The following is a 21820-nucleotide window of genomic DNA, read 5'->3' as shown; positions in this document are numbered from 1 at the left end:
GGACAGGCTCACGCCGGGTACGGGCTCACCGTGACCGGAATGCCGTTGAACACCGCGTTGCCGGACGGAACGTCCACGACGAACTCGTCGGTCAGCGCGTTCGCGTTGACGCCGGAGGTCGCCACCGCGACCCGCTGCCGTCCGCCGGCGTGCCCCCACCCGTGCGGCAGGCTCACCACGCCGGGCCTGATCGCGTCGTCGGTCTCGACGTCGACGACCAGCTCGCCCCTGGCCGAGCGCACGACCGCGCGGTCGCCGAGCCCGAACTTCGCCACGTCGGCCGGGTTGACGCGCAGCGTGCAGCGGTTGCTGCCGCCGACGAGCGACTCGACGTTGTGCAGCCAGCTGTTGCTGGAGCGCAGCTGGCGCCGCCCGACCAGCACGACCTCCGGCGCGGGCGCGGCGAGGTGCGCGCGGAGCCGCGCGAGGTCGTCGACGATGGCCGGCGGGGCGAGCTCGACCCGCCCGGACGCCGTGCACAGGATCTCCTTGAGCCGCGGCTCGAGCGGGCCGAGGTCGATCCCGTGCGGGTTCGCCTTGAGCTCGGCCAGCGACAGGCCGTGGCCGCCGAACTTGAGCAGCACGTCCAGGAGCAGCTCCGGGCCGCTGTCGCCCTCCAGCGTGGCCCGCAGGACCGCCGGGTCCATGCCCGCCACCGGCGAGCCGGGCATCTGGACGGCGCCCTCGAGCAGCTGGCCGATGATCATCTCGTCGACACCGGCCGGATCGGCCGCCGCGCCGGCGCCGGCCGCGATCAGCGTCAGCCGGCCCATGATCTCGGCTTCGGACCGCTGGCCGGGGTCCAGCGGCAGCACCGGAGGGGAGTACCGGGCGTAGTTGCGGACCGTGACCATCGAGAGCAGGAAGTCGTAGTGCGGCATCTGCGTGATGCGTGGCGGCGGCAGGATCACGTTGGCGTGCTTGGTGGTCTCGTTGAGGTACGGGTCGACGCAGACCATGAAGTCGAGGTCCTCGAGCGCCCGGTCGAGCCGGGGGCCGTTGGGCGCGGCGAGCACCGGGTTGGCCGCGAGCGTGATCAACGCCCGGATCTGCCCTTCGCCCGGGGTCTCGATCTCGTCGGCCAGCGTGGCGGCGGGCAGCTCGCCGAGCGCCTCCGGCAGGCCGCGGACCCGGCTGTGGAAGTTCCCGGTCCGGAAGGGCTGGCCGGTGCGGTACACCTCGAGCGTCGCCGGCCGGGCGAACATGGCGCCGCCGGTCGAGTCCAGGTTGCCGGTCAGGACGTTGATCACTTCGACGAGCCAGTGCGCCAGCGTGCCGAACTCGACCGTCGAGGCGCCGATGCGGGCGTACACGACAGCCGTCGGCGCCGCCGCCAGCTCACGGGCGATCCGGACGATGTCCTCGGCCGGCACTCCGCAGATCCGTTCCGCGACCGGTGCGGGGAACTCCGCGGCCAGCTCACGCAGCTCGCCGAGGCCGTTGACGTCCAGCGTGACGGTGGCCAGGTCCTCGGTGAGCAGCGTGTCGACGATGGCGAGCAGCAGGCAGGGGTCGGTGCCCGGCCGGATGGCGAGGTGGTCGTCGGCGAACGCGGCGGTCCTGGTGCGGCGCGGGTCGACCACGACGAACTTGCCGCCGCGCGCACGCAGCTCCTTGAGGCGGCGGGGGTAGTCGGGTGCCGCGGCCAGCGATCCGTTCGACTCCAGCGGGTTCGCGCCGATGATCAGCAGGTAGTCGGTGCGGTCGAGGTCGGGCACCGAGATGGCGAACGGGTCGCCGTACACGTGCCCGACGGCCACGTGCTTCGGCATGTGGTCGAGCGTGCCGGACGAGTAGACGTTGCGGGTGTTCAGCGACTGGATCAGCGGCATCCGGTACAGGAAGCCGGCCATGGTGTGGTAGGTCGGGTTGCCGAAGAAGACGGCGACGGCGTCGCGGCCGTGCGCCTCGGTGACGCCGGTGAAGCCGCGCTCGACCTCGGCGAACGCCTCGTCCCACGAGACTTCGCGCCACTGTTCGCCGGTGCGGACCATCGGCCGGCGCAGGCGGTCGGGGTCCTCGTCGATCCGGCCGAGGCTGGCGCCCTTCGGGCAGATGAAGCCCTTCGAGAACGGGTCCTCGCCGTCGCCCTTGACGTTCGTGACGTGCCCGGCGTCGTCGAGGGTCAGCCGCAGCCCGCAGACGGCCTGGCAGAGCGGACAGGTGCGGTGCGCGGTGGTCATCGAAACTCCAGGATGGTTGCGTGCGGTGCCGGCCGCGCTCGTCGGAACCGGTTGCCGGAGCGGAGGTCCGATCGGGTGCACGACCACTGGTGGTCCCGGCGTTCGGCACGGCCGGGACCACCCGGGTCCTTCATGTCCAGTGTGGACAGTGGCCGATCATCCGGCCTTGTGCGCCACGACGAGCACGTAGCCGATCTCCTTCAGCCGTCCGGCCGGGTCGCGGACGACGTCGAGCAGCGGGATGATCTCCTCGGAGTAGCGGGCGACCAGCTCGTCGTACCGCTCGTTCACCGTCTCGTTCATCCGCAGCCCGGTGCGGTGGGTCTGGGCGCTGATGTCCTTCAGCTCCCGCAGCTCCAGGCCCGAACTGGCGATCACCTCGCGGTACTCGTGCTCCAGCAGGAACGGGCTGAACGCGTTCGTCGCCTCGTGCTCGCGCACCAGCGCGAGGTCGTGCTCGTTCGGCTGGGCGTTGAGGTAGATGTCGCCGATGACGACCCGGCCGCCCGGCTTGAGCACCCGGTTGACCTCCTTGAGGGCCGCCAGCCGGTCCAGGTGCGGCAGCGTCTCGAACACCCACACGATGTCGAACGAGTCGTCGGCGTAGGGCATGGCGAGGGCGTCGGCCGTGTCGAACGTGATCCGGTCGGCGAGACCGAGCTCGGCCGACCGGCGGTTGGCCTCGTTCACCTGGGCGGCGTTGTTCGACAGGCCGACGACCGTCACCGTCGGCGACTGCCCGGCCAGCCGGAAGACCGGCAGGCCGATGCTGCAGCCGACGTCGAGCAGCCGGGCGCCGTCGGTGTCCCCGGACCGTTCGATGACCAGGTCGGTCAGCTTGTCGCACGCTTCCCGGTTGGAGCTTTGATCCTCGTCGGAATCCCAGTAGCCGTGGTGGAAGTTCTCGTCCCACAGCTCGGCGAAGATCTCGTTGACGACGTCGTAGTACTGGTCGGTCTCTTCGGCGTCCGGTATCCCGTGGTCGTTGCTCATGTCAGCTCCGTAACTGGTCGGGCGACGACCGTCAGGCGGCCTTGGGCGCGGCCGGCGTGTAGATGTCCTCGAACACCGGCTCGACGCCCGCCGGCGCCTGGTAGACGTAGGGCTGCTGGCTCTCCTTCGACGGCCCGCGCAGCGACTTCAGCAGCACGCGGAGGATGAAGCCGGGCTTCATCAGCGACTCCTGCGGCGCCATCAGGCCGGCCACCTGGTAGTACTTGGCGGTGATGTCGCGGTCGTGGGTGGCGGCGATCTGGATCTTCTTCAGGAACCAGTTGGCGAACTTCAGCTTGAGCGGCCGTTCGCCCTTCACCCCGGGGAAGCTCAGGTCGACGGTGTTGGTCAGGTCCCACGACGCGTCGATGGCGTCCGCCGCCAGATCGCGGAAGTAGTCCAGCGGCACCGGAGCCGCGCCGCTGTGCAGGTGCTGGCGCATGGTCATCGCGCACAGCGCCGCGACGCTCATGCCCTGGGCGTACACCGGGTTGAAGCAGGTGATCGCGTCGCCGGTGACCAGCAGGTTGTCCGGGAAGCGGGTCAGCTTCTGGTAGTGGCGGCGCAGGGTGGTCGGGAACCGGTACAGCACCGGCTTGTCGACGGGGTCGGCGTAGCGGAGCGTCTCGTAGACGTCCTTGGCCGGCAACGACTTGAGCCACCGGTAGAGGCCGTCCTGGTCGGCGGGCGGGTGGTCGCCGAGCAGACCGTAGGTGGTCAGCTCAAGCTGGCCGTCGCTGGTCTTGAAGAAGACGTTTCCCCGGGGGTTGGCCGGGAACGCGATCTGGTTGATGGCCACGTCGCCCTGGAAGGGGTCCGCGCCGGGACGCAGCTTGTAGTGCTGCGTCACGTAGACCAGGTCGATCTTCTTGCGCTCTTCCTCCGGGCGCTCGTAGCCGAGCTGCTCCAGCCAGACCGGGGTCCGCGAGCCGCGCCCGGTCGCGTCGACGACGAGGTCGGCGTCGATGACCTGGTCGCTCTTCGAGCCGCGGGCCTGGACCCGGGCGCCGATGACCTTGGTCTTGTCCGGCGTCGTGACGATGCCGACGATGTCGTGCTGCTCGACGAAGACCACGTTGGGCAGCGCCTGGACCCGCTCACGGATGTAGAACTCCAGCACCGGCCGGAGCACGCCGAGGGTGATCAGGTCGCCGTCCTTCTGCGCGAGCCGGTTGCCCTGGGCGTACCAGCGGCAGCTGCCGGACAGGTCACCCTTCGGGATGCCGTCGTCGACCAGCTGCTGGACGATACCGGGGAACAGCTCCTCCATGATGTGCACGCCCCTGGCGAGCAGGCCGTTCGCCTGGTAGCTCAGCGGCAGGGTCTTGCGTGGTCCCCTCAGGCCGACGATCTTGTCGCGGTCCACGATCCGGACCTCGTCGTAGGCGTCCGCGAGTACCCTGGCCGCGAACAACCCGGCAATGCTGCCACCGAGCACCACCGCGCGGGTCCCAGACTCCTGGGCCATCGCGGTCACCTCCTTGTTACGTGGGTTGACATTCCGGAACGGGCGATGGCTCGAGGCCGTCACGCCGGGAAGGAGCTCACCAGGCCGCCGTCGACGCCGAGGTCCTGACCGGTGATGAAGGAGGCGCGCTCGGACAGCAGGAAAGCCACCGCCTCGGCGACGTCCTCGGGCTTGCCGAGCCGGCCGAGCGGGTGGAGGCCGCGGATCATCTCGCGGGCCTGTTCGACCGGAGCCACCTCGTCGAACATGTCGGTCTCGATGAACCCGGGGCTGACGGCGTTGACGCGGATGCCCCGGCCGGCCAGATCGGCGGCGAGCGAGCGGGTCAGGTTCGTCACGGCGGCCTTCGTCGCGGCGTACACCGACGCCGGTGCCATGCCGCGGTGGGCGAGGCAGGTGCCGTTGACCACCACGGCGCCGCCGCCGTCGAACAGGGTCAGCGCTTTCTGGATGGTGAAGAACGCGCCCTTGAAATTGATGCCGACCACGCGGTCGAAATCGGTTTCGGTGACCAGGGCGCTCGGGGCGGAAAAAGACACGCCCGCGTTCGCGAAAATGCCGTCCAGGCGGCCGAAGCCGTGCCGGATGCGGCCGATCAGTTCGTCGATGTCCTCGGTGCGCGACACGTCGGCCGCCACGGCCAGCACCCGTGCCCCGGTGGGGTCGAGCTCCTTCGCCGCGGCGTCGATCTTTTCGACGCGGCGACCGGCGAGGACCACGTTGGCCCCGAACTCGACCAGTTGCCTCGCGGTGGCGAGACCGATACCGCTCCCACCGCCGGTAATGAGGACGGTTTTGCCGTCGAATTCAGCCATGCAGCCAGCCTCACACCCGCCGACCTGCACTTCATCTCCCGCATTGCGGTTCGGAAGCGCGGTGGACGAATGTGAGGCCGGCCGCGGCTCAGCGCACCACGCGGAACGTCAGGTGGGTGACCGCGGGGGAGCTGACCACCGCGGCCTGCTCCAGCCGGACGTCGGGGCCGAGGTTGGCGAACAGCCGCTGCCCGCCGCCGGTGAACGCCGGCACGACGTGGATGGTCACCTCGTCGACCAGGCCGGCCTTGAGGAACTGCTGGGGGACGTCCGCACCGCCCATGATGCGGACATCCTTGTCACCGGCGGTCTTCGTGGCCAGGTCGTGGGCGCTCTGGATGTTGTCGACGAACGTGAACGGCTTGCCTTCCGCGAGGCCGTCCTCGTGGACGCTGTGCGACACGACGAAGACCGGCGTCTTGCCGTGCGGCCCGCCGTCGCCCCAGTACTTGAGGCTGTTGTCGTAGGTCCGCCGCCCGCAGATCAGGGCGCCGAGGTTCTTCTCGGACTCGTCGATCAGGCGCGTGTCCTCCTCGGTGCTGTGCAGGTACCAGTCGTGCAGCACGTCACCGCCCGCGCCGAGGCCGTCTTCCGGGTTGTCGTTCGGACCGGTGACGTACCCGTCCAATGACACCGAGATATCAATGACTACTCGTCCCACTGCGCTTCTCCAGTTTCGTGGTGATGGGGTCGCGTCGGCCGTTCAGGAGGTGGCGGCGCAACCCCTTCGACGTCACGACACGTTACTCGTAAGTGCGAATGGCGTACCGCCGACGTGACCGTACTTCCCCTGTTCGTGAGGTGCTGCGAACGGAACTGAGCAATTTCGGAGAAATCCCGGCTCGCCGTCGCGGGTCATGGCGTCGGTGACGCCGGAACGGCGATCGCGACCGCATCCGTGAAGAATCGCCGGGCAGCCGCCGGCGGCACAATGGGATTTCCGCGAGCGAGGTCTCATCGAGAGGATGTCCGATGGCCGAACCGGAGCACGGTCCCGCCGGTGGCGACGGCCCGTCCAGTGCTGGAACGCGTCCGCTCAACGGCGCCGAGTACCTGGAGAGCCTGCGCGACGACCGCGAGATCTACCTCTACGGCGAACGCGTCAAGGACGTCACCGCGCACCCCGCGTTCCACAACCCGGCCAGGATGGTGGCCAGGCTCTACGACGCGTTGCACGACCCGGCGACCAAGGACGTCCTGACCTGTCCGACCGACACCGGCAGCGGCGGGTACACCCACCGCTTCTTCACCACCCCGCACAGCGCCGAGGACCTCGTCGCCGACCAGAAGGCCATCGCGGCGTGGTCGCGGATGAGCTACGGCTGGATGGGCCGCAGCCCCGACTACAAGGCGGCTTTCCTCGGCACGCTCGGCGCGAACGCCGACTTCTACGCGCCGTACCAGGACAATGCGCGGCGCTGGTACAAGGAGTCGCAGGAGAAGGTCCTCTACTGGAACCACGCGATCGTGCACCCGCCGGTGGACCGCAACCGCCCGCCGGACGAGGTGGCCGACGTGTTCGTCCACGTGGAGAAGGAAACCGACAGCGGACTGGTCGGCAGCGGCGCCAAGGTGGTGGCCACCGGGTCGGCGTTGACGCACTACAACTTCATCGCCCACTACGGCCTGCCGATCAAGGACCGCAAGTTCGCGCTGGTCGCCACCATCCCGATGGGCGCGGCCGGCATGAAGCTGATCTGCCGGCCGTCGTACGCGGCGACGGCCGCGGTGATGGGCAGCCCGTTCGACTACCCGCTCTCGTCCCGGCTCGACGAGAACGACACGATCCTCGTGCTGGACAAGGTGCTCATCCCGTGGGAGAACGTGTTCATCTACGGGAACCTCGGCAAGGTGCAGCTGTTCACCGGCCGGTCCGGCTTCCCGGAGCGGTTCACCTTCCACGGCTGCACCCGCCTCGCGGTGAAGCTCGAGTTCATCGCCGGGCTGCTGGCCAAGGCCGTGGAAGTGACCGGTGTCAAGGACTTCCGCGGCGTGCAGACCCGGCTCGGCGAGGTGCTGGCCTGGCGCAACCTGTTCTGGGGGCTGTCCGACGCCGCCGCGCGCAACCCGGTGCCGTGGACCGGAGGAGCCGTGCTGCCCAATCCCGCCTACGGGCTGGCGTACCGGTGGTTCATGCAGATCGGGTACCCGAGGGTCAAGGAGATCATCGAGCAGGACATCGCCAGCGGCCTGATCTACCTCAACTCCGGCGCGGACGACTTCAAGAACCCGGAGATCCGGCCGTACCTCGACAAGTACGTCCGCGGGTCCGGCGGCATCGAGGCGGTCGAGCGGGTCAAGCTGATGAAGCTGCTGTGGGACGCCGTGGGCACCGAGTTCGGCGGCCGCCACGAACTGTACGAGCGCAACTACGCCGGCAGCCACGAGAGCACCCGCATCGAGCTGCTCTCCGCGCAGCTCGCCAGCGGTGAGGTCGACGGGTACAAGGCGTTCGCCGAGCAGTGCATGGCCGAGTACGACTTGGACGGTTGGACGGTGCCCGACTTGTCCTCGTTCGAGCACCTGCGAGACCTCCGCAACGGCATGCTCAACGGCTGACGGCTCCGCCGCGCGCCACCGAGCAATCTGGAACAAGACACCGGTCCACCGCGGTGGAATCTTGTGCAGTACATCACAAATCGTCGCTTATCACTGGGGATCAGATGCTGAACAGGCGAAAACTGCTGGTTGCCGGGGGTGCCGCCGTCGGCGGCGCCTTAATCCTCCCGAAGGGCCTCAAGAACCCGTCCGCCTCGGCGACCGGCCTCGGCCCGATCGGCGACCCGCACGGGCACCAGTTCTACGGCAGCACGGCGCGTCCGCACGTGAAGGGGGCCGCGTTCAGCGTGCCGATGCCCGTGCCGCGGGTGCTGACCCCGTTCAAGGGCGACCCGGACGTCGACTTCTACCGGGTGCCGATCAGACCGGCGAACGTCGAGATCCTGCCCGGCGTGCAGAGCCCGCTGCTGACCTTCGACGGCGGCCTCGTCGGCCCCACGATCAAGGCCAGGACCGGTCGGCCGGTGTCGGTCACGTTCACCAACCAGCTTTCCGAGGCGGCCAACGTGCACCTGCACGGCGGCCACGTCCTGCCCCAGGACGACGGGCACCCGATGGACGTCATCGCCCCCGGTGCCTCGCGCAGCTACTCGTACCCGAACACCCAGCAGGGCGCCACGCTGTGGTACCACGACCACAGCCACCACACCGAGGCGCGGCACGTCTACCACGGCCTGCACGGCTTCTACCTCATCGAGGACCCGGCCGAACAGAGCCTCGGCCTGCCGAGCGGGCAGTACGACGTGCCGATCATGCTGCGTGACGTGCTGATCGACGAGACCGGCAACCTGGTGGACGGCGCCGAGCCCGACCAGGTGAACACGTTGCTGGCCAACGGGAAGCCGCAGCCCTACTTCCAGGTCGCGGCGCGCAAGTACCGCTTCCGGCTGCTGAACTCGGCGATCCACCGCCAGTTCAACCTGAACCTCGGCGGCGTCCAGATGCTCCAGATCGCCACGGACGGCGGCCTGTTGCCGGCGCCGGTGCCGCGCACGGAGATCGAGCTCACCGCGGCCGAGCGCGTGGAGATCGTCGTGGACTTCTCCCGCTTCCCGGTCGGCACCCAGATCGTCATGAACGACACCATCGGCCCGGTGCTCCGGTTCGACGTCGTGCGCACGGCCCTCGACACCAGCCGGGTGCCCAGCACGCTGCGTCCGCTGCCGGCCCTGCCGCCCGCGACGGTCACCCGTGACATCCGGCTGTCCTTCGACGTCTCCGGCCCGGTCCCGGTCGGTCTGGTCAACGGCAAGCCCTACGACCCGACGCGCGTCGACATCCAGATCAAGCGCGGCACCACCGAGATCTGGAACGTGACGAACGCGGACCCGATCGAGTTCGACGCTGCGCACAACTTCCACATGCACCTCGTGCAGTTCCGCGTGCTGTCGAGGGACGGCGGCCCGCCGACGGTGAACGACATGGGGCGCAAGGACACCGTGTCGCTGCCGCCGACCAAGTCGGTGCAGCTGCAGGCCACCTTCGGCGACTACCTGGGCCGCTACGCCTACCACTGCCACTTCCTGGAGCACTCGGCGCTGGGCATGATGGGGCAGATGGAGATCGTGGCCTAGCGCCGTCGTTCGCGACCGAAGTCCGGCGGGGTGCCGGCGTCCATCGACGCCGGCACCCCTTTCGCTTTGCGCACCGCCGCGATGACGGTGCGCCCGCCCGGCGCCACCCCGCGTGAGCACCGCTTTTCCCGTGCCGCCGCTAGCGCACGCAGGGAGGGGACGGGGTGGGGGACCGGTGTGACGATGGGACCGGGCGTTACGCCCGGGTTCACCGACTGGAGCAACGGATGAGCCGACGAGGCGACCCCCGCGCCCACGCCGTGCTGTCGGCGGCCCACTTTCCCGGCGCGCGCGATGTCCTGCGTCTCCCATCCTGCAAGGAGCAACAATGACACTCAACATCGAGGACGTCGACGAACTCAAGGCGCCGGAACCGGAGCGGCCGCGGACTCCGCGGGCCGAAGCTCCGTCGAAGCCGTTCTGGCGGCGCCCGTGGATCCTGCCGCTGTTCGCCATCACCGCGTTCTGGCTGTACATGCAGATCGAGCCGGTCGCCGGGGTGCCGGAGGACCAGCTGCAGATTCCGCCGCACGAGAACTTCCCCGCCTACTACCCGCTGCTGATCACGCACATGTCCTTCGGCACGCTGACGGTGCTGACGGTGTGCCTGCAGCTGTGGCCGTGGCTGCGGATCAACCACCCGAAGTGGCACCGGGTGAGCGGGCGGCTCTACATCGTCGGCGCGGTGGTCGCCGCGATCTCGGGTCTCATCATCGTGTGGTGGGCGCCGATCCCGGGTCAGCTCGGCGGTGCGGCCATGCTGCTGTTCTGGCTCGGCATCACCACCGCCGCGTACGTGACGGTGCGCCGCGGGAACTACGTGCTGCACCGCCGGTTCATGCTGTACAGCTTCGCCGTGCCGGCCAACAACTTCCTCGCCTTCTTCACGTACCTCGCGATCGACAAGTTCCAGATCCAGATCGACTTCGCGTACTTCCTGGAATACGCGCGCTGGGTGCCGTGGGTCCTCAACCTGATGCTCATCCAGGCCTGGCTCTACCACACCGAAAAGCGCCCGGTGACGGGGCCGTCCGCCGTGCGCCCGCGGCGCTGACCGGCACCGGAATGTTTTGCTCGACTGGAGGATATGATGCGCCGAAGCCGGTTACTCGCCGCGACCTCGTTCGCCGCTGCCGTTTCGCTCGCCCTGGTCGCTTCCGGCGCGGCCGCCGGCGCGCCGGCGAGCGGCCGGAAGATCGTCATCAACACCCTGTTCTCGATCTACGACTTCCCCGGCCTCGACACCACGCTGATCAAGCGCGGCAAGGAGTTCGAGAAGGCGCACCCGCAGTACGAGGTGAACGTGAAGTTCGCCTACTACCAGCGGTTGCCGGAGGACGTGGAGAAGGCGGCGCTGGCGGGGGAGACGCCCGCCATCGCCTCCTACAACATCTCCGGCACCCAGTACGCGCTGGACACGCTGGACCAGAACGGCAAGCCGGCGTTCACTTCGGTGAACAAGGCGATCGCCGGCCGCAAGAAGATCCTCGGTGAACCGGTCGTCGTCGACGACCTGGTGCCCGCCGGCCGCCGGTACTACAGCAGATCCGGCGACCTGTTCGCCCTGCCGCTGAGCCTGTCGACGCTGCAGCTGTACGTCAACAAGACACTGCTGGACAAGGCCGGTGTCAAGACGGTGCCGCGCACCTACGCCGAGATGAGCGCGGCCTGCGCGGCGCTCAAGAAGGTTCCCGGCGGCCCGAAGAGCTGTATGGCCCTGGCGAACGAGGGCAAGCTGTACATGCAGGCGCTGGCGCAGCAGGGCGTGAACTTCGCCAACAACGACAACGGGCGCTCCGGGCGGGCGACGACCGTCGCCCTGAACTCGCCCGCTCTCGTCGACTACGCCACGTGGTGGCAGCAGATGCACCGCGACGGGAACTTCCTCTACTCCGGGCAGATGGAGGACTGGGGCGGCACCTTCGGGGCGTTCGCCTCGCAGGAGGTGGCGTTCACGGTCACCTCGTCGTTCGCGATCAACTACGGCGTCGACGCGGCGAAGGCGGCGAACTTCGAGTTCGTGGTCGCTCCCTCCCCGGCCAAGCAAGTGCCCTACGCGGGCGCGTGGCTCGGTGGTGAAGGCATGTACCTCGCCGCCGGGCTCGACGACGCGACCCGGGACGGCGCGCTCGCGTTCATGCAGTTCGTGGACAACCCGAAGAACGGCGCCGAATGGCACCGGGCCTACGGTTCGTCCCCGGTGACCAACGGCGCCTACAAGGAGCTGAAGGCCGAGGGTTACTACAAGGACCACCCGCAGCACCTGGCGACCGTCGAGCAGATCAACGCGACGACGGCCGTCCCGGGTGGACAGAGCCCGCTGGTCGGTGGTTTCGCGGGGATCCAGCAGGCGCTGATGCGCGCCGTCGACGACATCCTCGAGAAGAACGCCAACCCGTGGCAGCGGTTGACCCGGGCGGACTCCATCGCCCAGGAGCTGCTGACCGACTACAACGACCACTGCGTCGGACCGGGTCTGCGCCCGACGACCTGTTTCCTCCTGGACAGCTGACGCTGACGACGTTTTAAGGGCCGGCCGGGACAACTCCCGGCCGGCCCTCACGTGTCTCCGGCGACCATCCGGCTGCCCCGTCGTCAACCGTTCGGGGCGGGGGAGCGCACCTTGAAAGATGCTCCCGTGCGCCGGCAGAGAGGACTCTGTGGCAATAAGTGCACGAAGAGCAACGAAGTGGACGCGAAGCGATCGTGCTCGTGCGTGGCCACGATCACCAGAGGAATGAAGGGATCAGCAAGTGACCACCCTTGATGACGCACCGACGAAGGCCGGGAGGCGGGAGTGGCTCGGGCTGGCAGTGCTGGCGTTGCCCACTTTCATCGTGGCCATCGACCTTTTCGTGCTGCTGCTCGCCCTGCCGCACCTGGCGTCCGATTTGCACGCAGGCGCGAACCAGCAGCTGTGGATCACCGACATCTACGGTTTCGTGCTGGCCGGCTTCCTCGTGACGATGGGCACGCTCGGTGACCGCATCGGCCGTCGCAAGCTGCTGATCATCGGTTCGCTGGCGTTCGGCATCGGGTCGGTCGCGTGCGCGTACGCGCCCAACCCGGAGACCCTGATCGTGGCGCGGGCGGTGCTGGGCGTCGCCGGTGCGACGCTGATGCCGTCGACGATGGCGCTGATCGCCACCCTGTTCACGAACCCGAAGCAGATGGCCACCGCGTTCGGCATCTGGGCGGCGACCTTCACCCTCGGCGCGATCTTCGGCCCGGTCATCGGCGGGGTCATGCTGGCCCACTTCTGGTGGGGTTCGGTGTTCCTGCTCGGCGTTCCGATCATGCTGGCGCTGGTGATCGTCGGTCCGAAGCTGCTGCCCGAGTTCAAGAATCCGGCGGCAGGCAAGATCGACCCGACCAGTGTGGTGTTCTCCCTGCTGGCGTTGCTGCCGACGATCTACGGCATCAAGCAGCTGGCCAAGGACGGCTTCGAGCTGTTCCCGACCGCGTCGCTGCTGATCGGCATCGGGTTCGGCGTCGCGTTCGTCCGCAGGCAGAACCGCATCGAGAGCCCGCTGCTGGACATGAGCCTGCTCCGCAACCGCACCATCGGCGGCAGCATCGTGGGCATGCTCTGCTACACCAGCTTCGGTGGCGGCCTGCTGATGCTGATGCTGCTGTACTTCCAGCTGGTCGGCGGCCTTTCGTCGGTCCAGGCCGGCGCCGCGCTGGTGCCCGGCATGATCACCGGTGCGATCGGCTTCCAGGTGATGCCCAAGCTGGCCGCGCGGTTCCGCCCCTCCTACGTGATGGCGGGCGGCATGATCGCCGCGGCGATGGCGTTCGTCACCATGACCCAGATCGACGCCAATTCCGGGAACGCGCCCCTGATCATCGCGTTCGCGGCGTCGTCACTGGTCGGTGTGGCGATGCCGGGGCTCGGCGCCAACCTGATCGTCGGGTCGGCTCCGCCGGAGCAGGCCGGGTCGGCGGGCTCCCTCGCCCAGATGGCCAACGAGTTCGGGTCGACGCTGGGCCTGGCCATCTACGGCACCATCGGCGCCGCGGTCTACCGGGCCGTGGTCGAGCTGCCGCCCGGGCTGCCGGCCGGCACGGCCGCCGAGGCCGGCGACAGCGTCTCCGGAGCGGCCGCGTCGGCGGCCGCGCTTTCCCCGCAGGCGGCCGACGCGCTGATGGCCCCGGCCAGGCAGGCGTTCGTGACCGGGCTGAACACGGTGGCCACCATCGGCATCGCCGTGCTCCTGGCGGCCGCGGCCTTCGTCGGCATCCGGATGCGGCACGTGCCTCCGTTCGGTCAGGCGGAGGCCGTACCGGCCGAGTCCTGACACTTCCCGGACAGCGGCGGCGGGTTGCCACAGCGGCAGCCCGCCGCCGCTGTCGTGCGTCGCCGACGCCGGCGCGGCGGTTCCGCACAGCGCGAGACGCGGTCCGCTGCGGGCCGGAGCCACGATGGAGCGGTGAGTCCGTCGGCTCCGTTCCTCGAGTCACTGTCCCTTCCGGACGGTTGACCCATCGGCAGGACAGTGGAGGAAGTGCATGAGCAGCAATATCGCGCAGAAGATCGAGGAGATCTGGCGGGCTGTGCTCACCGTGCCGGCCGGGCAGGAGGACGCCACCTTCTTCGAATTGGGCGGCGAGTCCATCTCCGCGGTCCGGATCGCCTCCCGGATCGAGGAGGAGCTCGACATCTGGATCGACGTCGGCGACTTGTTCGAGGACGACCCGAACCTCGCGACGCTCATCCGGAGCGCGACCGCCAAGGCCGAGGACGCGTCGGCGGCCTGACGGTGACGCAGAAAGGAAACACGATGAACTCCCAAGCCAGGGCCCGGGCGGTCGTCCTCGGTGGCAGCATCGCCGGCACGCTCGCGGCGCGCGTTCTGTCCGAGTCCTACCAGGACGTCGTGGTCGTCGACCGGGACAAGGTGCTCGGCGTGCGCGTGGCCCGCAAGGGTGCGCCGCACGCCCACCACGCCCACGGCCTGCACGCCAGGGGCCACCTGATCCTCGAGGACCTGTTCCCCGGCCTCACCGACGAAGTCGTCGCGGCGGGCGCGTTCACCACCGACCTCGGCCGGATCAGGTGGATCTTCAACGGCAGGCGGGTGCAGCCGGCCGACACCGGGCTCGTGACGGTGGCCCCGTCCCGGCCGGTGCTCGAGAACCACGTGCGGAACCGGGTCGCGGCGCTGCCGAACGTCACCTACCTCGAGGAGCACGACATCCTCCGCCTGGTGACCACCGGCGACCACCGGCGGGTCACCGGTGTCGTGGTGCGCCGGCAGGCCGACGACACCGAGGTCGTGCTCGACGCGGACGTGGTCGTCGACACCACCGGCCGCGGTTCGCGCACCCCGGCGTGGCTCGACGAACTCGGCTACGACCGCCCGGAGGAGGAGCGGGTCAAGGTCGGCCTCGCCTACACCACGCGACACTACCGCGTCGGCCCCGAGTCGTTCCGCGGCGCGCAGTCGATCGTCCCGGTGGCCTCGCCGGCCCATCCCCGCGGCGCTTTCTTCGGCCAGCTCGGCGGCGGCGTCTGCGTCCTGTCGCTGACCGGGGTCCTCGGCGACCACCCGCCGACCGACCCGGCGGGCTTCCTGGAGTTCGCGCGGACGCTGCCGGTGCCCGACGTCTACGACGCGGTGCGGGACGCACCCGCGCTGGAGGATCCGGTGAGCTTCCGGTTCCCGGCGAGCGTGCGCCGCCGCTACGAGCGGCTGACGCGGTTCCCGGACGGCCTGCTCGTCCTCGGCGACGCGTTCTGCAGCTTCAACCCGGTCTACGGTCAGGGCATGACCGTCGCCGCGCTCGAGGTGCTGGCGCTGCGGGAGCTGCTGCGGGCCGGCGACGTCACGCCGCTGCCGTTCTTCGCCGCCATCTCGAAGGTCATCAACGCGCCGTGGGACATTTCGGTCGGCGGCGACCTGGCCTACCCCGGCGTCGAAGGACCCCGGCCCGCCAAGGTCAAGATCGCCAACGCCTACATGGCGCGGCTGCAGTACGCGGCGACCAAGGACCCGAAGGTGACCGAGGCGTTCATGCGGGTGGCCGGCCTGATCGACCCGCCCGAGGCGTTGTTCAAGCCGGGGACCGTGCGGCGGGTGCTGCGCCACGCGTTCCGCACCCCGGAGCCGGGCCCGTCCTGGCTCGACACCGCGCCGCCGGCCGGCGCGGGGCCGAAGGATCTGCCGAAAGCTGCCTGACCCACGACAAAGGCCGGGTCACCTCGATCGAGGTGACCCGGCCTTCGCGTGCGGCTCAGTACTCGATGACGGCGCGGAAGCGCACCTCGCCCTTGCTGACCTTCTCGACGGCCTCGGCGATGTCCTCCTTGGCGAAGGTCTCCACGAGCGGGGTGACCTTGCCGCTCGCGGCGATGTCGAGCGCCTCACGGAGGAACTCGGGGCCGTTGTGCGTCGCGCCGAGCACCTTCTGGTCCAGCGCGAAGAACGGGTGCGTCGCCGCGCTGGGAATGCCGAACGCGTTCTGCCCGTCGATGCCGGCGAGCACGAGCCTCCCGCCGACGCGGAGCCCGGCGAGCGACTCCGCCGCGGCGACGTGGGACGGGTTCGTGGCGATGATGACGTCGGCCCCGCCCGCTTCACGCAGCTGCCCGCCGTCGGCGACGACCAGGTCCGCGCCGAGTTCGCGGGCGAGGTCGTGCTTGTCCGGCGACGTCGTGATCGCGACGGTCTCGAAGCCGCACGCCTTCGCGTACTGCACGGCGAGGTGGCCGAGCGCGCCGATGCCCGCCACGGCGATCCGTTCGTGCGGCTTCACCTCGGCCGCCCGGATGGCCGACCAGCTGGTGTAGCCGGCGCAGAGCACCGGCGCGGCCAGCACGTCGCTCAGGGCGTCGGGGATGCGGACGGTCTGGTCCGCGGCCACGACCAGGTACTCGGCCTGGCCGCCCTGGACGGTGAAGCCGGTCGAGACGGGCGCGGCGCACAGGAGCGCGGCCGTGCCGCTCACCGGCCTGCCGAGCCGGCAGTAGTCGCACCGCCCGCAGGTGCCCCGGATCCAGGTGACGCCGACGCGGTCGCCGACCGCGCGGGAAGTGACGCCCGCGCCGGTTTCCACGACCTCGCCGACCGGTTCGTGGCCGGGGATGGCCGGGGAGATGGCCGGGAACGGGATGAAACCCTTGGAGGCGGCGACGTCGTTGCCGCACAGCCCGGACGCCCGCACCCTGATCAGCACCTCGCCGGGGCCCGGCGCCGGGGTCGGCACGTCCTGGAGCACCCACTCGGCGTTCACTTCCGGAATGACCGTTGCCTTCATCCGACCTCCTAGTTCGAGAACCCGGGAGCAGACCGACACGGCGTCCCGGCCGCCTCGGGGTACGGGGGTCTTCCGGCACGCGAGCCCGTCAGGCGACGCACCCATCATCACCACACCGGCGTAGGAATGGGTCTTTCACCGTGCGGATCCGGGCACGGGCCGGTGGCGCCTCAGCGCGAGTGCACAACAGCAGGCCACGGAGCACGCTGGAAGAGGTCGGCGGGCAAAGCCGCGAGGAAGAATGCACAAGACATCGAAATGTTGTCTGTCGCGTTGGCATTTCGCACAACGCCGGATTCGTGGGTTGGCGGTCACCAACCAGACGCCGACGAGTCACAGCGTAACACAACTTGGCAGCGCGTGACTAATCGGCGACGGACAGTTCGTGAGAAATGGAGACACGCCAGATGGACAGAACGACGAAGGGTGACGGGGGTCCGTTACGCACCGGATCCCGGCCGGCGCAGCTGCGGTCGCTGACGGGCATGCGGTTCATCGCCGCGTTCATGGTCTTCGCCTTCCACACCGGGTTCATCGGCATGTACCCCGGTGTGCAGGCCACGATGAACAAGGTCCTGTGGCAGGCGGGCTTCCTCGGCGTGGGCTTCTTCTTCCTGCTCAGCGGGTTCGTGCTGACCTGGTCGTTCCGGCCCTCCGACACGACGCGCGCCTTCTGGCGCCGGCGGATCTTCAAGATCTTCCCCAACCACCTGACCACCTTCATCGCCGCGGCCCTGCTGCTGGCGTTCGTGGACGACGTCGTCCTCAACGGACGGGACGCGATCCTCAACGTCTTCCTGCTCCAGGCGTGGGCGCCGGACATGAACGTCCGGGGCAACTACAACGGCGTGGCGTGGTCGCTGTCCTGCGAGCTGCTGTTCTACATCTCCTTCCCGCTCGTGGTGCGGTGGATCGGCAAGATCCGGCCGAACCGGCTGTGGGCCTGGGTCGGCGCCCTCGTGGCGGTCATCTTCACCATCCCCTTCCTGACCACGCTGTTCCCGTCGGCGCCGCTGCTGGACTACTCCGACGTGACCGACCTGGAGATCTGGAGCATCTACCAGGCTCCGCTGCCGCGCATGCTGGACTTCACCGTCGGCATCCTGCTGGCCCGCATCGTCCTGACCGGGCAACGGCTTCCGCTCGGCCGGGCGGGCTCGGCCGTGCTGGTCGCCATCGCCTACGGCGCGTCGCAGTTCGTGCCGCACACCTTCGGGCTGGTGGCGCTGATGGTCGTGCCGCTCGGACTGCTCATCGCCGCGACGGCCAAGGCGGACGCGGAGGGCAAGAAGAGCTGGCTCGGCAGCAGGCCGATGGTCTGGCTCGGTGACGTGTCGTTCGCCTTCTACATGTGGCACAGCCTGCTGCTGTGGTACGGCTACATGACGGTGTTCGGCCCGGCCACCACCCTCGGCGGCGCGCTCGCCGAGATGGCGGCGATCTTCGTGGTCACGCTGTTCGTCGCGTGGCTGCAGTACACGCTGGTCGAGCACCCGATCATGCGGCGCTTCTCGGTGTCCAAACGGGACAAGGAGAAGAAGGCGAAGGAGCGCGCGGGCACCGTCGTCGCGATCAAGCCGCCGGACGACGACCGGGCCGCGGCGTAGCCGTCACGGAAAAGGAGAAGCCCTCGCCGGCCGACCGGCGGGGGCTTCGCCACGACACCGCACGTCGAAAGGTGCGGCCGGCGGTGACCGGGCCGGGTCGTGGCCGGACGCGCCCGCCGGGCAATCGGGGAGATGCGCCCGGTGCCGGGCGAATGTGATGATCCGAGGCAGGATTCGGGTGCGCCCGCGCGGAATGGACGGCTTTCGCACAGCATTGCCCCTCGAGAAAAGGATCGCGCAGCGATGACAGTGACGGCGATTAATCCTGCCAACGGATATCCGCTGCCGCCGGAGCCCGATCTCACCCCGGCGGACGTGATCGCGCGGGCCGAGGCGATCGCCCCGACGCTGGTCGCGCGGCAGGCCGAGGTCGAAGAACGGACCTACTACGCGGCGGACGTCCACGAGGCTTTCTCGAAGGCCGGCTTCTACCGGATCCTGGTGCCCCGCCGGTACGGCGGCTACGAGTTCGGCGTCGACACGTTCTTCCAGGTCGTGCGGACGCTCGCACGGGGCTGCCCGTCGACCGGGTGGATGTACTGCCTCGGCGCGGTGCACGCGGTGTTCGCCGCGACCGTGTTCCCGGAGCGGGTGCAGGAAGAGATCTTCTCCGGCGGTGACTTCATCGCGCCGTCGACGGTGCTGCCGTGCGGCACCGCGGAGCGCCACCCCGACGGCGGCTGGGTCGTCGACGGCACGTGGGGCTACTGCTCCGGCGCGCCGTACGCCACCCACTTCATCGGCCACACGCTGGTCGCGCCCGAGGAGGGCGACGAGCCGGAGGTGCTGCTGTTCGTCGTGTCGAGCGACCAGTTCCGCCGGCTCGACGACTGGGGCAGGCAACTCGGCCTCAAGGGCAGTGGCTCGCACAGCCTCGTGATCGACAACGCGCACGTGCCCGACGACCAGACGCTGCCGATCCACCAGAGCCAGTACCAGGTCACCCAGGACACGCCGGGCGTGCGGCTGCACATCAACCCGCAGTACGGCGGCGGCCCGGTCAGCTTCGCCTTCCTCGAGGCGGCCTTCCTCGCGGTCGGCATCGCCCAGGGCGCGCTGGACGAGTACGAGCACCTGATGCGCACCCGCACCACCATGTACCCGCCGATCGTCAGCCGGGCGGCGGACCCGGACTTCCAGCGCTGGTACGGAGAAGCCACCGGCAAGCTGGCGACCGCGGAGGCCGCCGTCGCCGGGACGGTGTCCCGGTGGCAGGACCTGTGCGCGGAGGGGCCGCAGGCGTTCACCGCCGAGCAGGACTGGCGCATCGCCACCATGTGCCGCGAGGTGATCCGCCTGAGCTGGGCGGCGGTCGAGCAGCACGTGTTCCCGACCGCCGGTTCGAGCGCGGTGACCAGGGGCCAGCGCATCGAACGGGTGTGGCGGGACCTGTCCACGCTGCAGAGCCACGCCGGCATCGCCGTCGCGATGAACACGATGGTCAACCGTGAGCTCGCCAAGGCGCGGTTCGGCCTCGAAGACCACCACTGACTCGCGTAATCCGTCGCCTCGGACCGGAACCGCAAGTCCGGAGACGCACCGGCCCCTCCGCCCGGGAGAGGCTCGAACCGAAGACCTGCGGATGCCGGCCGAGCTTCGCGACCAGTTGTCCGTTCTCGTCCGCTTCCGTTGCTTGGAGGATATCTTGGCTACCACGATCCCCGCGCGCGAGGAACTCGTGCGCAAGGCGTCGGATCTGATCCCGCTCCTGCGCAAGCACGCGTCCTGGGCGGAGGAGAACCGGCGGCTGCACGACGAGTCCATCGAGGCGCTCGCCGACGCCGGTGTGTTCAAGTTCCGCCGCCCCAAGCACTACGGCGGGTACGAAGTGGACAGCCAGACGTTGTTCGAGGTCGGCACCGCACTCGGGCAGGGGTGCGGCTCCACCTCGTGGGTGGCGTCGGTGTACTGGATCCCGACCTGGATGGCCTGCCAGTTCCCCGACCAGGTGCAGGACGAGGTGTTCTCGACGCCGGACGTGCGGGTGTGCGGGACGCTCAGCCCGTCGGCGATGGCCAAGCCGGTCGACGGCGGCATCCTCGTGAACGGCAAGTGGGGCTTCATCAGCGGAGCGCACCACGCGCAGTGGCAGGAGATCATCGCCATCCTGGTCCCGCCGGACGGCGAGCCGTACCCGGTGATGGCGCTGGTGCCGCTGTCGGACCTGCTGGTCATCGACGACTGGCACACGTCGGGCCTGCGGGGCACCGGCAGTGTCAGCACGGTGGCGCGGGACCTGTTCATCCCGGCGGAGCGCGTCCTGCCGCTGCCGGCCGTGCTGCAGGGCCAGATCGCCTCCAAGCGCAACGCGTCGTCGCCGGTCTACCGCGCGCCGCTGCTGCCGGTGGCTTCCGCGGCGTCGGTCGGCACGCTGGTCGGCATGGCCAAGGGCGCCCAGCACGCGTTCATGAGCCGGATGCCGGAGCGCAAGATCACCTACACCGCCTACGAGAGCCAGCGCCACGCGCCGATCACCCACTTCCAGGTGGCCGAGGCGGCGAACAAGACCGACGAGGCGGAGTTCCACGCGCAGCGCCTCGCGAAGCTGGTCGACACCAAGGCGGAAGAGGGCACCGAGTGGAAGCTCGAGGAGCGCGCCCGCTCGCGTGCCGACGTCGGCGCCACCGTCCGGCTGGCCAAGGAGGCGATCGACATCTACGCCACGGCGAGCGGCGGGTCCTCCATCTACAGCGGGATCCCGATCCAGCGGATCAACCGGGACATCCAGGCGGTCAACCAGCACGCGCTCATGCACCCGAACACCAACGCCGAGCTCTACGGCCGGGTGCTGTGCGGGCTCGAACCCAACACCCTCTACATCTGATCCGGTTCGTCGACCACCAGAGAGGAATTCCAGTATGACCACCGATTCGGACGCAGCCGCGATCGCCGCGCTGACCCAGCGCATGGTGGCCGGGTGGGCCTACGGGGAGGCGGACACGATCGCCGGCCTGTTCGTCGAGGACGGCACCCTGATCCTGCCCGGCGTGTTCTGCAACGGCAAGGAGGAGGTCTGCTCCTACTTCGCCGACGCGTTCGAGGGCCGCTACAAGGACACCCAGGTCGTCGGCAAGCCGATCAGCATCCGGGTGCTCGGGCCGGACGTCGCGATCCTGCTGAGCCACGGCGGCGTGCTGGAGAAGGGCGAGACCGAGGTCTCCGAGAGCAGCGCGATCCGGGCGTCCTGGCTGGTCGTCCGGCACGACGGCGAGTGGCGGCTGGCCGCGTACCAGAACAGCCCGCGCCACGACGCGAGCGCGACCCGCGGGAGCGCCGCCGACCGCGCCGCCTGACAGCGGGAAGCGGAGCACGGGGCCGTTGTCCGTCGACCGGGCAACGGCCCGTTCGGCGTGTCGACGGC

The 21820-nt window shown here is 69.4% G+C and carries 17 protein-coding genes; 11 read left to right on the top strand and 6 right to left on the bottom strand.

The features are described from left to right. Nucleotides 1–8: 8 nt before the first annotated feature. The 5 genes from ACLJPY_RS17955 to ACLJPY_RS17935 all read right to left on the bottom strand — a co-directional run bounded on the left by ACLJPY_RS17955 (nucleotide 9) and on the right by ACLJPY_RS17935 (nucleotide 6120). Nucleotides 9–2183, bottom strand: coding sequence for a molybdopterin-dependent oxidoreductase (locus tag ACLJPY_RS17955; RefSeq protein WP_410589824.1), 2175 nt, complete (start codon nucleotides 2181–2183; stop codon nucleotides 9–11). Nucleotides 2184–2339: 156 nt separating this feature from the next. Further along, nucleotides 2340–3176, bottom strand: coding sequence for an SAM-dependent methyltransferase (locus tag ACLJPY_RS17950; RefSeq protein WP_410589823.1), 837 nt, complete (start codon nucleotides 3174–3176; stop codon nucleotides 2340–2342). Nucleotides 3177–3207: 31 nt separating this feature from the next. After that, a complete protein-coding gene (locus ACLJPY_RS17945) occupies nucleotides 3208–4644 on the bottom strand; it encodes an FAD-dependent oxidoreductase (RefSeq protein WP_410589821.1) in 1437 nt (478 codons plus the stop codon). A 59-nt stretch (nucleotides 4645–4703) separates the two neighbouring features. Continuing rightward, nucleotides 4704–5489: an SDR family NAD(P)-dependent oxidoreductase gene (locus ACLJPY_RS17940; protein ID WP_410589819.1), complete on the bottom strand. Its 786-nt coding sequence runs from the start codon at nucleotides 5487–5489 to the stop codon at nucleotides 4704–4706. 58 nt (nucleotides 5490–5547) lie between these two features. Beyond that, nucleotides 5548–6120, bottom strand: a complete 573-nt coding sequence (locus ACLJPY_RS17935; RefSeq protein WP_410589817.1) for a dihydrofolate reductase family protein — start codon at nucleotides 6118–6120, stop codon at nucleotides 5548–5550. 311 nt (nucleotides 6121–6431) lie between these two features. On the opposite strand from ACLJPY_RS17935, the gene ACLJPY_RS17930 reads away from it, so the two are divergent. The 7 genes from ACLJPY_RS17930 (at nucleotide 6432) to ACLJPY_RS17900 (ending at nucleotide 15774) form a co-directional block, all read left to right on the top strand. Then, nucleotides 6432–8018: a 4-hydroxyphenylacetate 3-hydroxylase family protein gene (locus ACLJPY_RS17930; RefSeq protein ID WP_410589816.1), complete on the top strand. Its 1587-nt coding sequence runs from the start codon at nucleotides 6432–6434 to the stop codon at nucleotides 8016–8018. Nucleotides 8019–8122: 104 nt separating this feature from the next. Beyond that, entirely contained in the window at nucleotides 8123–9592 is a 1470-nt protein-coding gene (locus ACLJPY_RS17925) for a multicopper oxidase family protein (protein ID WP_410589815.1), read from the top strand. 328 nt (nucleotides 9593–9920) lie between these two features. Then, a complete protein-coding gene (locus ACLJPY_RS17920) occupies nucleotides 9921–10646 on the top strand; it encodes a DUF2306 domain-containing protein (protein WP_410589813.1) in 726 nt (241 codons plus the stop codon). A 33-nt stretch (nucleotides 10647–10679) separates the two neighbouring features. After that, entirely contained in the window at nucleotides 10680–12104 is a 1425-nt protein-coding gene (locus ACLJPY_RS17915; RefSeq protein WP_410589811.1) for an extracellular solute-binding protein, read from the top strand. A gap of 241 nt (nucleotides 12105–12345) precedes the next feature. Then, nucleotides 12346–13893 (top strand): MFS transporter, encoded by a 1548-nt coding sequence (locus ACLJPY_RS17910; protein WP_410589809.1) that lies wholly within the window; start codon nucleotides 12346–12348, stop codon nucleotides 13891–13893. Between the two features lie 211 nt (nucleotides 13894–14104). Next, nucleotides 14105–14353 carry a phosphopantetheine-binding protein gene (locus ACLJPY_RS17905; protein WP_410589808.1) on the top strand — a complete coding sequence of 83 codons (249 nt, stop codon included), beginning with the start codon at nucleotides 14105–14107 and terminating at the stop codon, nucleotides 14351–14353. A 23-nt stretch (nucleotides 14354–14376) separates the two neighbouring features. Beyond that, nucleotides 14377–15774 carry an FAD-dependent oxidoreductase gene (locus ACLJPY_RS17900; RefSeq protein ID WP_410589806.1) on the top strand — a complete coding sequence of 466 codons (1398 nt, stop codon included), beginning with the start codon at nucleotides 14377–14379 and terminating at the stop codon, nucleotides 15772–15774. Nucleotides 15775–15829: 55 nt separating this feature from the next. On the opposite strand, the gene ACLJPY_RS17895 is transcribed toward ACLJPY_RS17900, so the two are convergent. Continuing rightward, nucleotides 15830–16852, bottom strand: coding sequence for an alcohol dehydrogenase catalytic domain-containing protein (locus ACLJPY_RS17895; RefSeq protein ID WP_410589805.1), 1023 nt, complete (start codon nucleotides 16850–16852; stop codon nucleotides 15830–15832). Between the two features lie 407 nt (nucleotides 16853–17259). Here ACLJPY_RS17895 and ACLJPY_RS17890 point away from each other — a divergent pair, with 407 nt between their 5' ends. The 4 genes from ACLJPY_RS17890 (at nucleotide 17260) to ACLJPY_RS17875 (ending at nucleotide 21752) form a co-directional block, all read left to right on the top strand. Beyond that, entirely contained in the window at nucleotides 17260–18459 is a 1200-nt protein-coding gene (locus ACLJPY_RS17890; RefSeq protein WP_410589804.1) for an acyltransferase family protein, read from the top strand. A 243-nt stretch (nucleotides 18460–18702) separates the two neighbouring features. After that, complete coding sequence (locus ACLJPY_RS17885; protein WP_410589803.1) at nucleotides 18703–19950, top strand: acyl-CoA dehydrogenase family protein; 1248 nt, start codon at nucleotides 18703–18705, stop codon at nucleotides 19948–19950. 154 nt (nucleotides 19951–20104) lie between these two features. Then, nucleotides 20105–21283 (top strand): acyl-CoA dehydrogenase family protein, encoded by a 1179-nt coding sequence (locus tag ACLJPY_RS17880; RefSeq protein WP_410589801.1) that lies wholly within the window; start codon nucleotides 20105–20107, stop codon nucleotides 21281–21283. Between the two features lie 34 nt (nucleotides 21284–21317). After that, nucleotides 21318–21752, top strand: coding sequence for an SgcJ/EcaC family oxidoreductase (locus tag ACLJPY_RS17875; RefSeq protein WP_410589799.1), 435 nt, complete (start codon nucleotides 21318–21320; stop codon nucleotides 21750–21752). Nucleotides 21753–21820: the final 68 nt, after the last annotated feature.

The organism is Amycolatopsis sp. lyj-23, from assembly GCF_046549135.1.
GTDB lineage: Bacteria > Actinomycetota > Actinomycetes > Mycobacteriales > Pseudonocardiaceae > Amycolatopsis.
This window is presented reverse-complemented; position numbering and strand designations above follow the sequence as displayed.

Bases quoted from the DNA above. Each gene is read 5' to 3' on its own strand.
- ACLJPY_RS17895 (WP_410589805.1), bottom strand. From the start codon at position 16,852: ATGAAGGCAACGGTCATTCCGGAAGTGAACGCCGAGTGGGTGCTCCAG.
- ACLJPY_RS17900 (WP_410589806.1), top strand. From the start codon at position 14,377: ATGAACTCCCAAGCCAGGGCCCGGGCGGTCGTCCTCGGTGGCAGCATC.
- ACLJPY_RS17925 (WP_410589815.1), top strand. From the start codon at position 8,123: ATGCTGAACAGGCGAAAACTGCTGGTTGCCGGGGGTGCCGCCGTCGGC.
- ACLJPY_RS17915 (WP_410589811.1), top strand. From the start codon at position 10,680: ATGATGCGCCGAAGCCGGTTACTCGCCGCGACCTCGTTCGCCGCTGCC.
- ACLJPY_RS17955 (WP_410589824.1), bottom strand. From the start codon at position 2,183: ATGACCACCGCGCACCGCACCTGTCCGCTCTGCCAGGCCGTCTGCGGG.
- ACLJPY_RS17920 (WP_410589813.1), top strand. From the start codon at position 9,921: ATGACACTCAACATCGAGGACGTCGACGAACTCAAGGCGCCGGAACCG.
- ACLJPY_RS17890 (WP_410589804.1), top strand. From the start codon at position 17,260: ATGGACAGAACGACGAAGGGTGACGGGGGTCCGTTACGCACCGGATCC.
- ACLJPY_RS17875 (WP_410589799.1), top strand. From the start codon at position 21,318: ATGACCACCGATTCGGACGCAGCCGCGATCGCCGCGCTGACCCAGCGC.
- ACLJPY_RS17945 (WP_410589821.1), bottom strand. From the start codon at position 4,644: ATGGCCCAGGAGTCTGGGACCCGCGCGGTGGTGCTCGGTGGCAGCATT.
- ACLJPY_RS17930 (WP_410589816.1), top strand. From the start codon at position 6,432: ATGGCCGAACCGGAGCACGGTCCCGCCGGTGGCGACGGCCCGTCCAGT.
- ACLJPY_RS17905 (WP_410589808.1), top strand. From the start codon at position 14,105: ATGAGCAGCAATATCGCGCAGAAGATCGAGGAGATCTGGCGGGCTGTG.
- ACLJPY_RS17885 (WP_410589803.1), top strand. From the start codon at position 18,703: ATGACAGTGACGGCGATTAATCCTGCCAACGGATATCCGCTGCCGCCG.
- ACLJPY_RS17950 (WP_410589823.1), bottom strand. From the start codon at position 3,176: ATGAGCAACGACCACGGGATACCGGACGCCGAAGAGACCGACCAGTAC.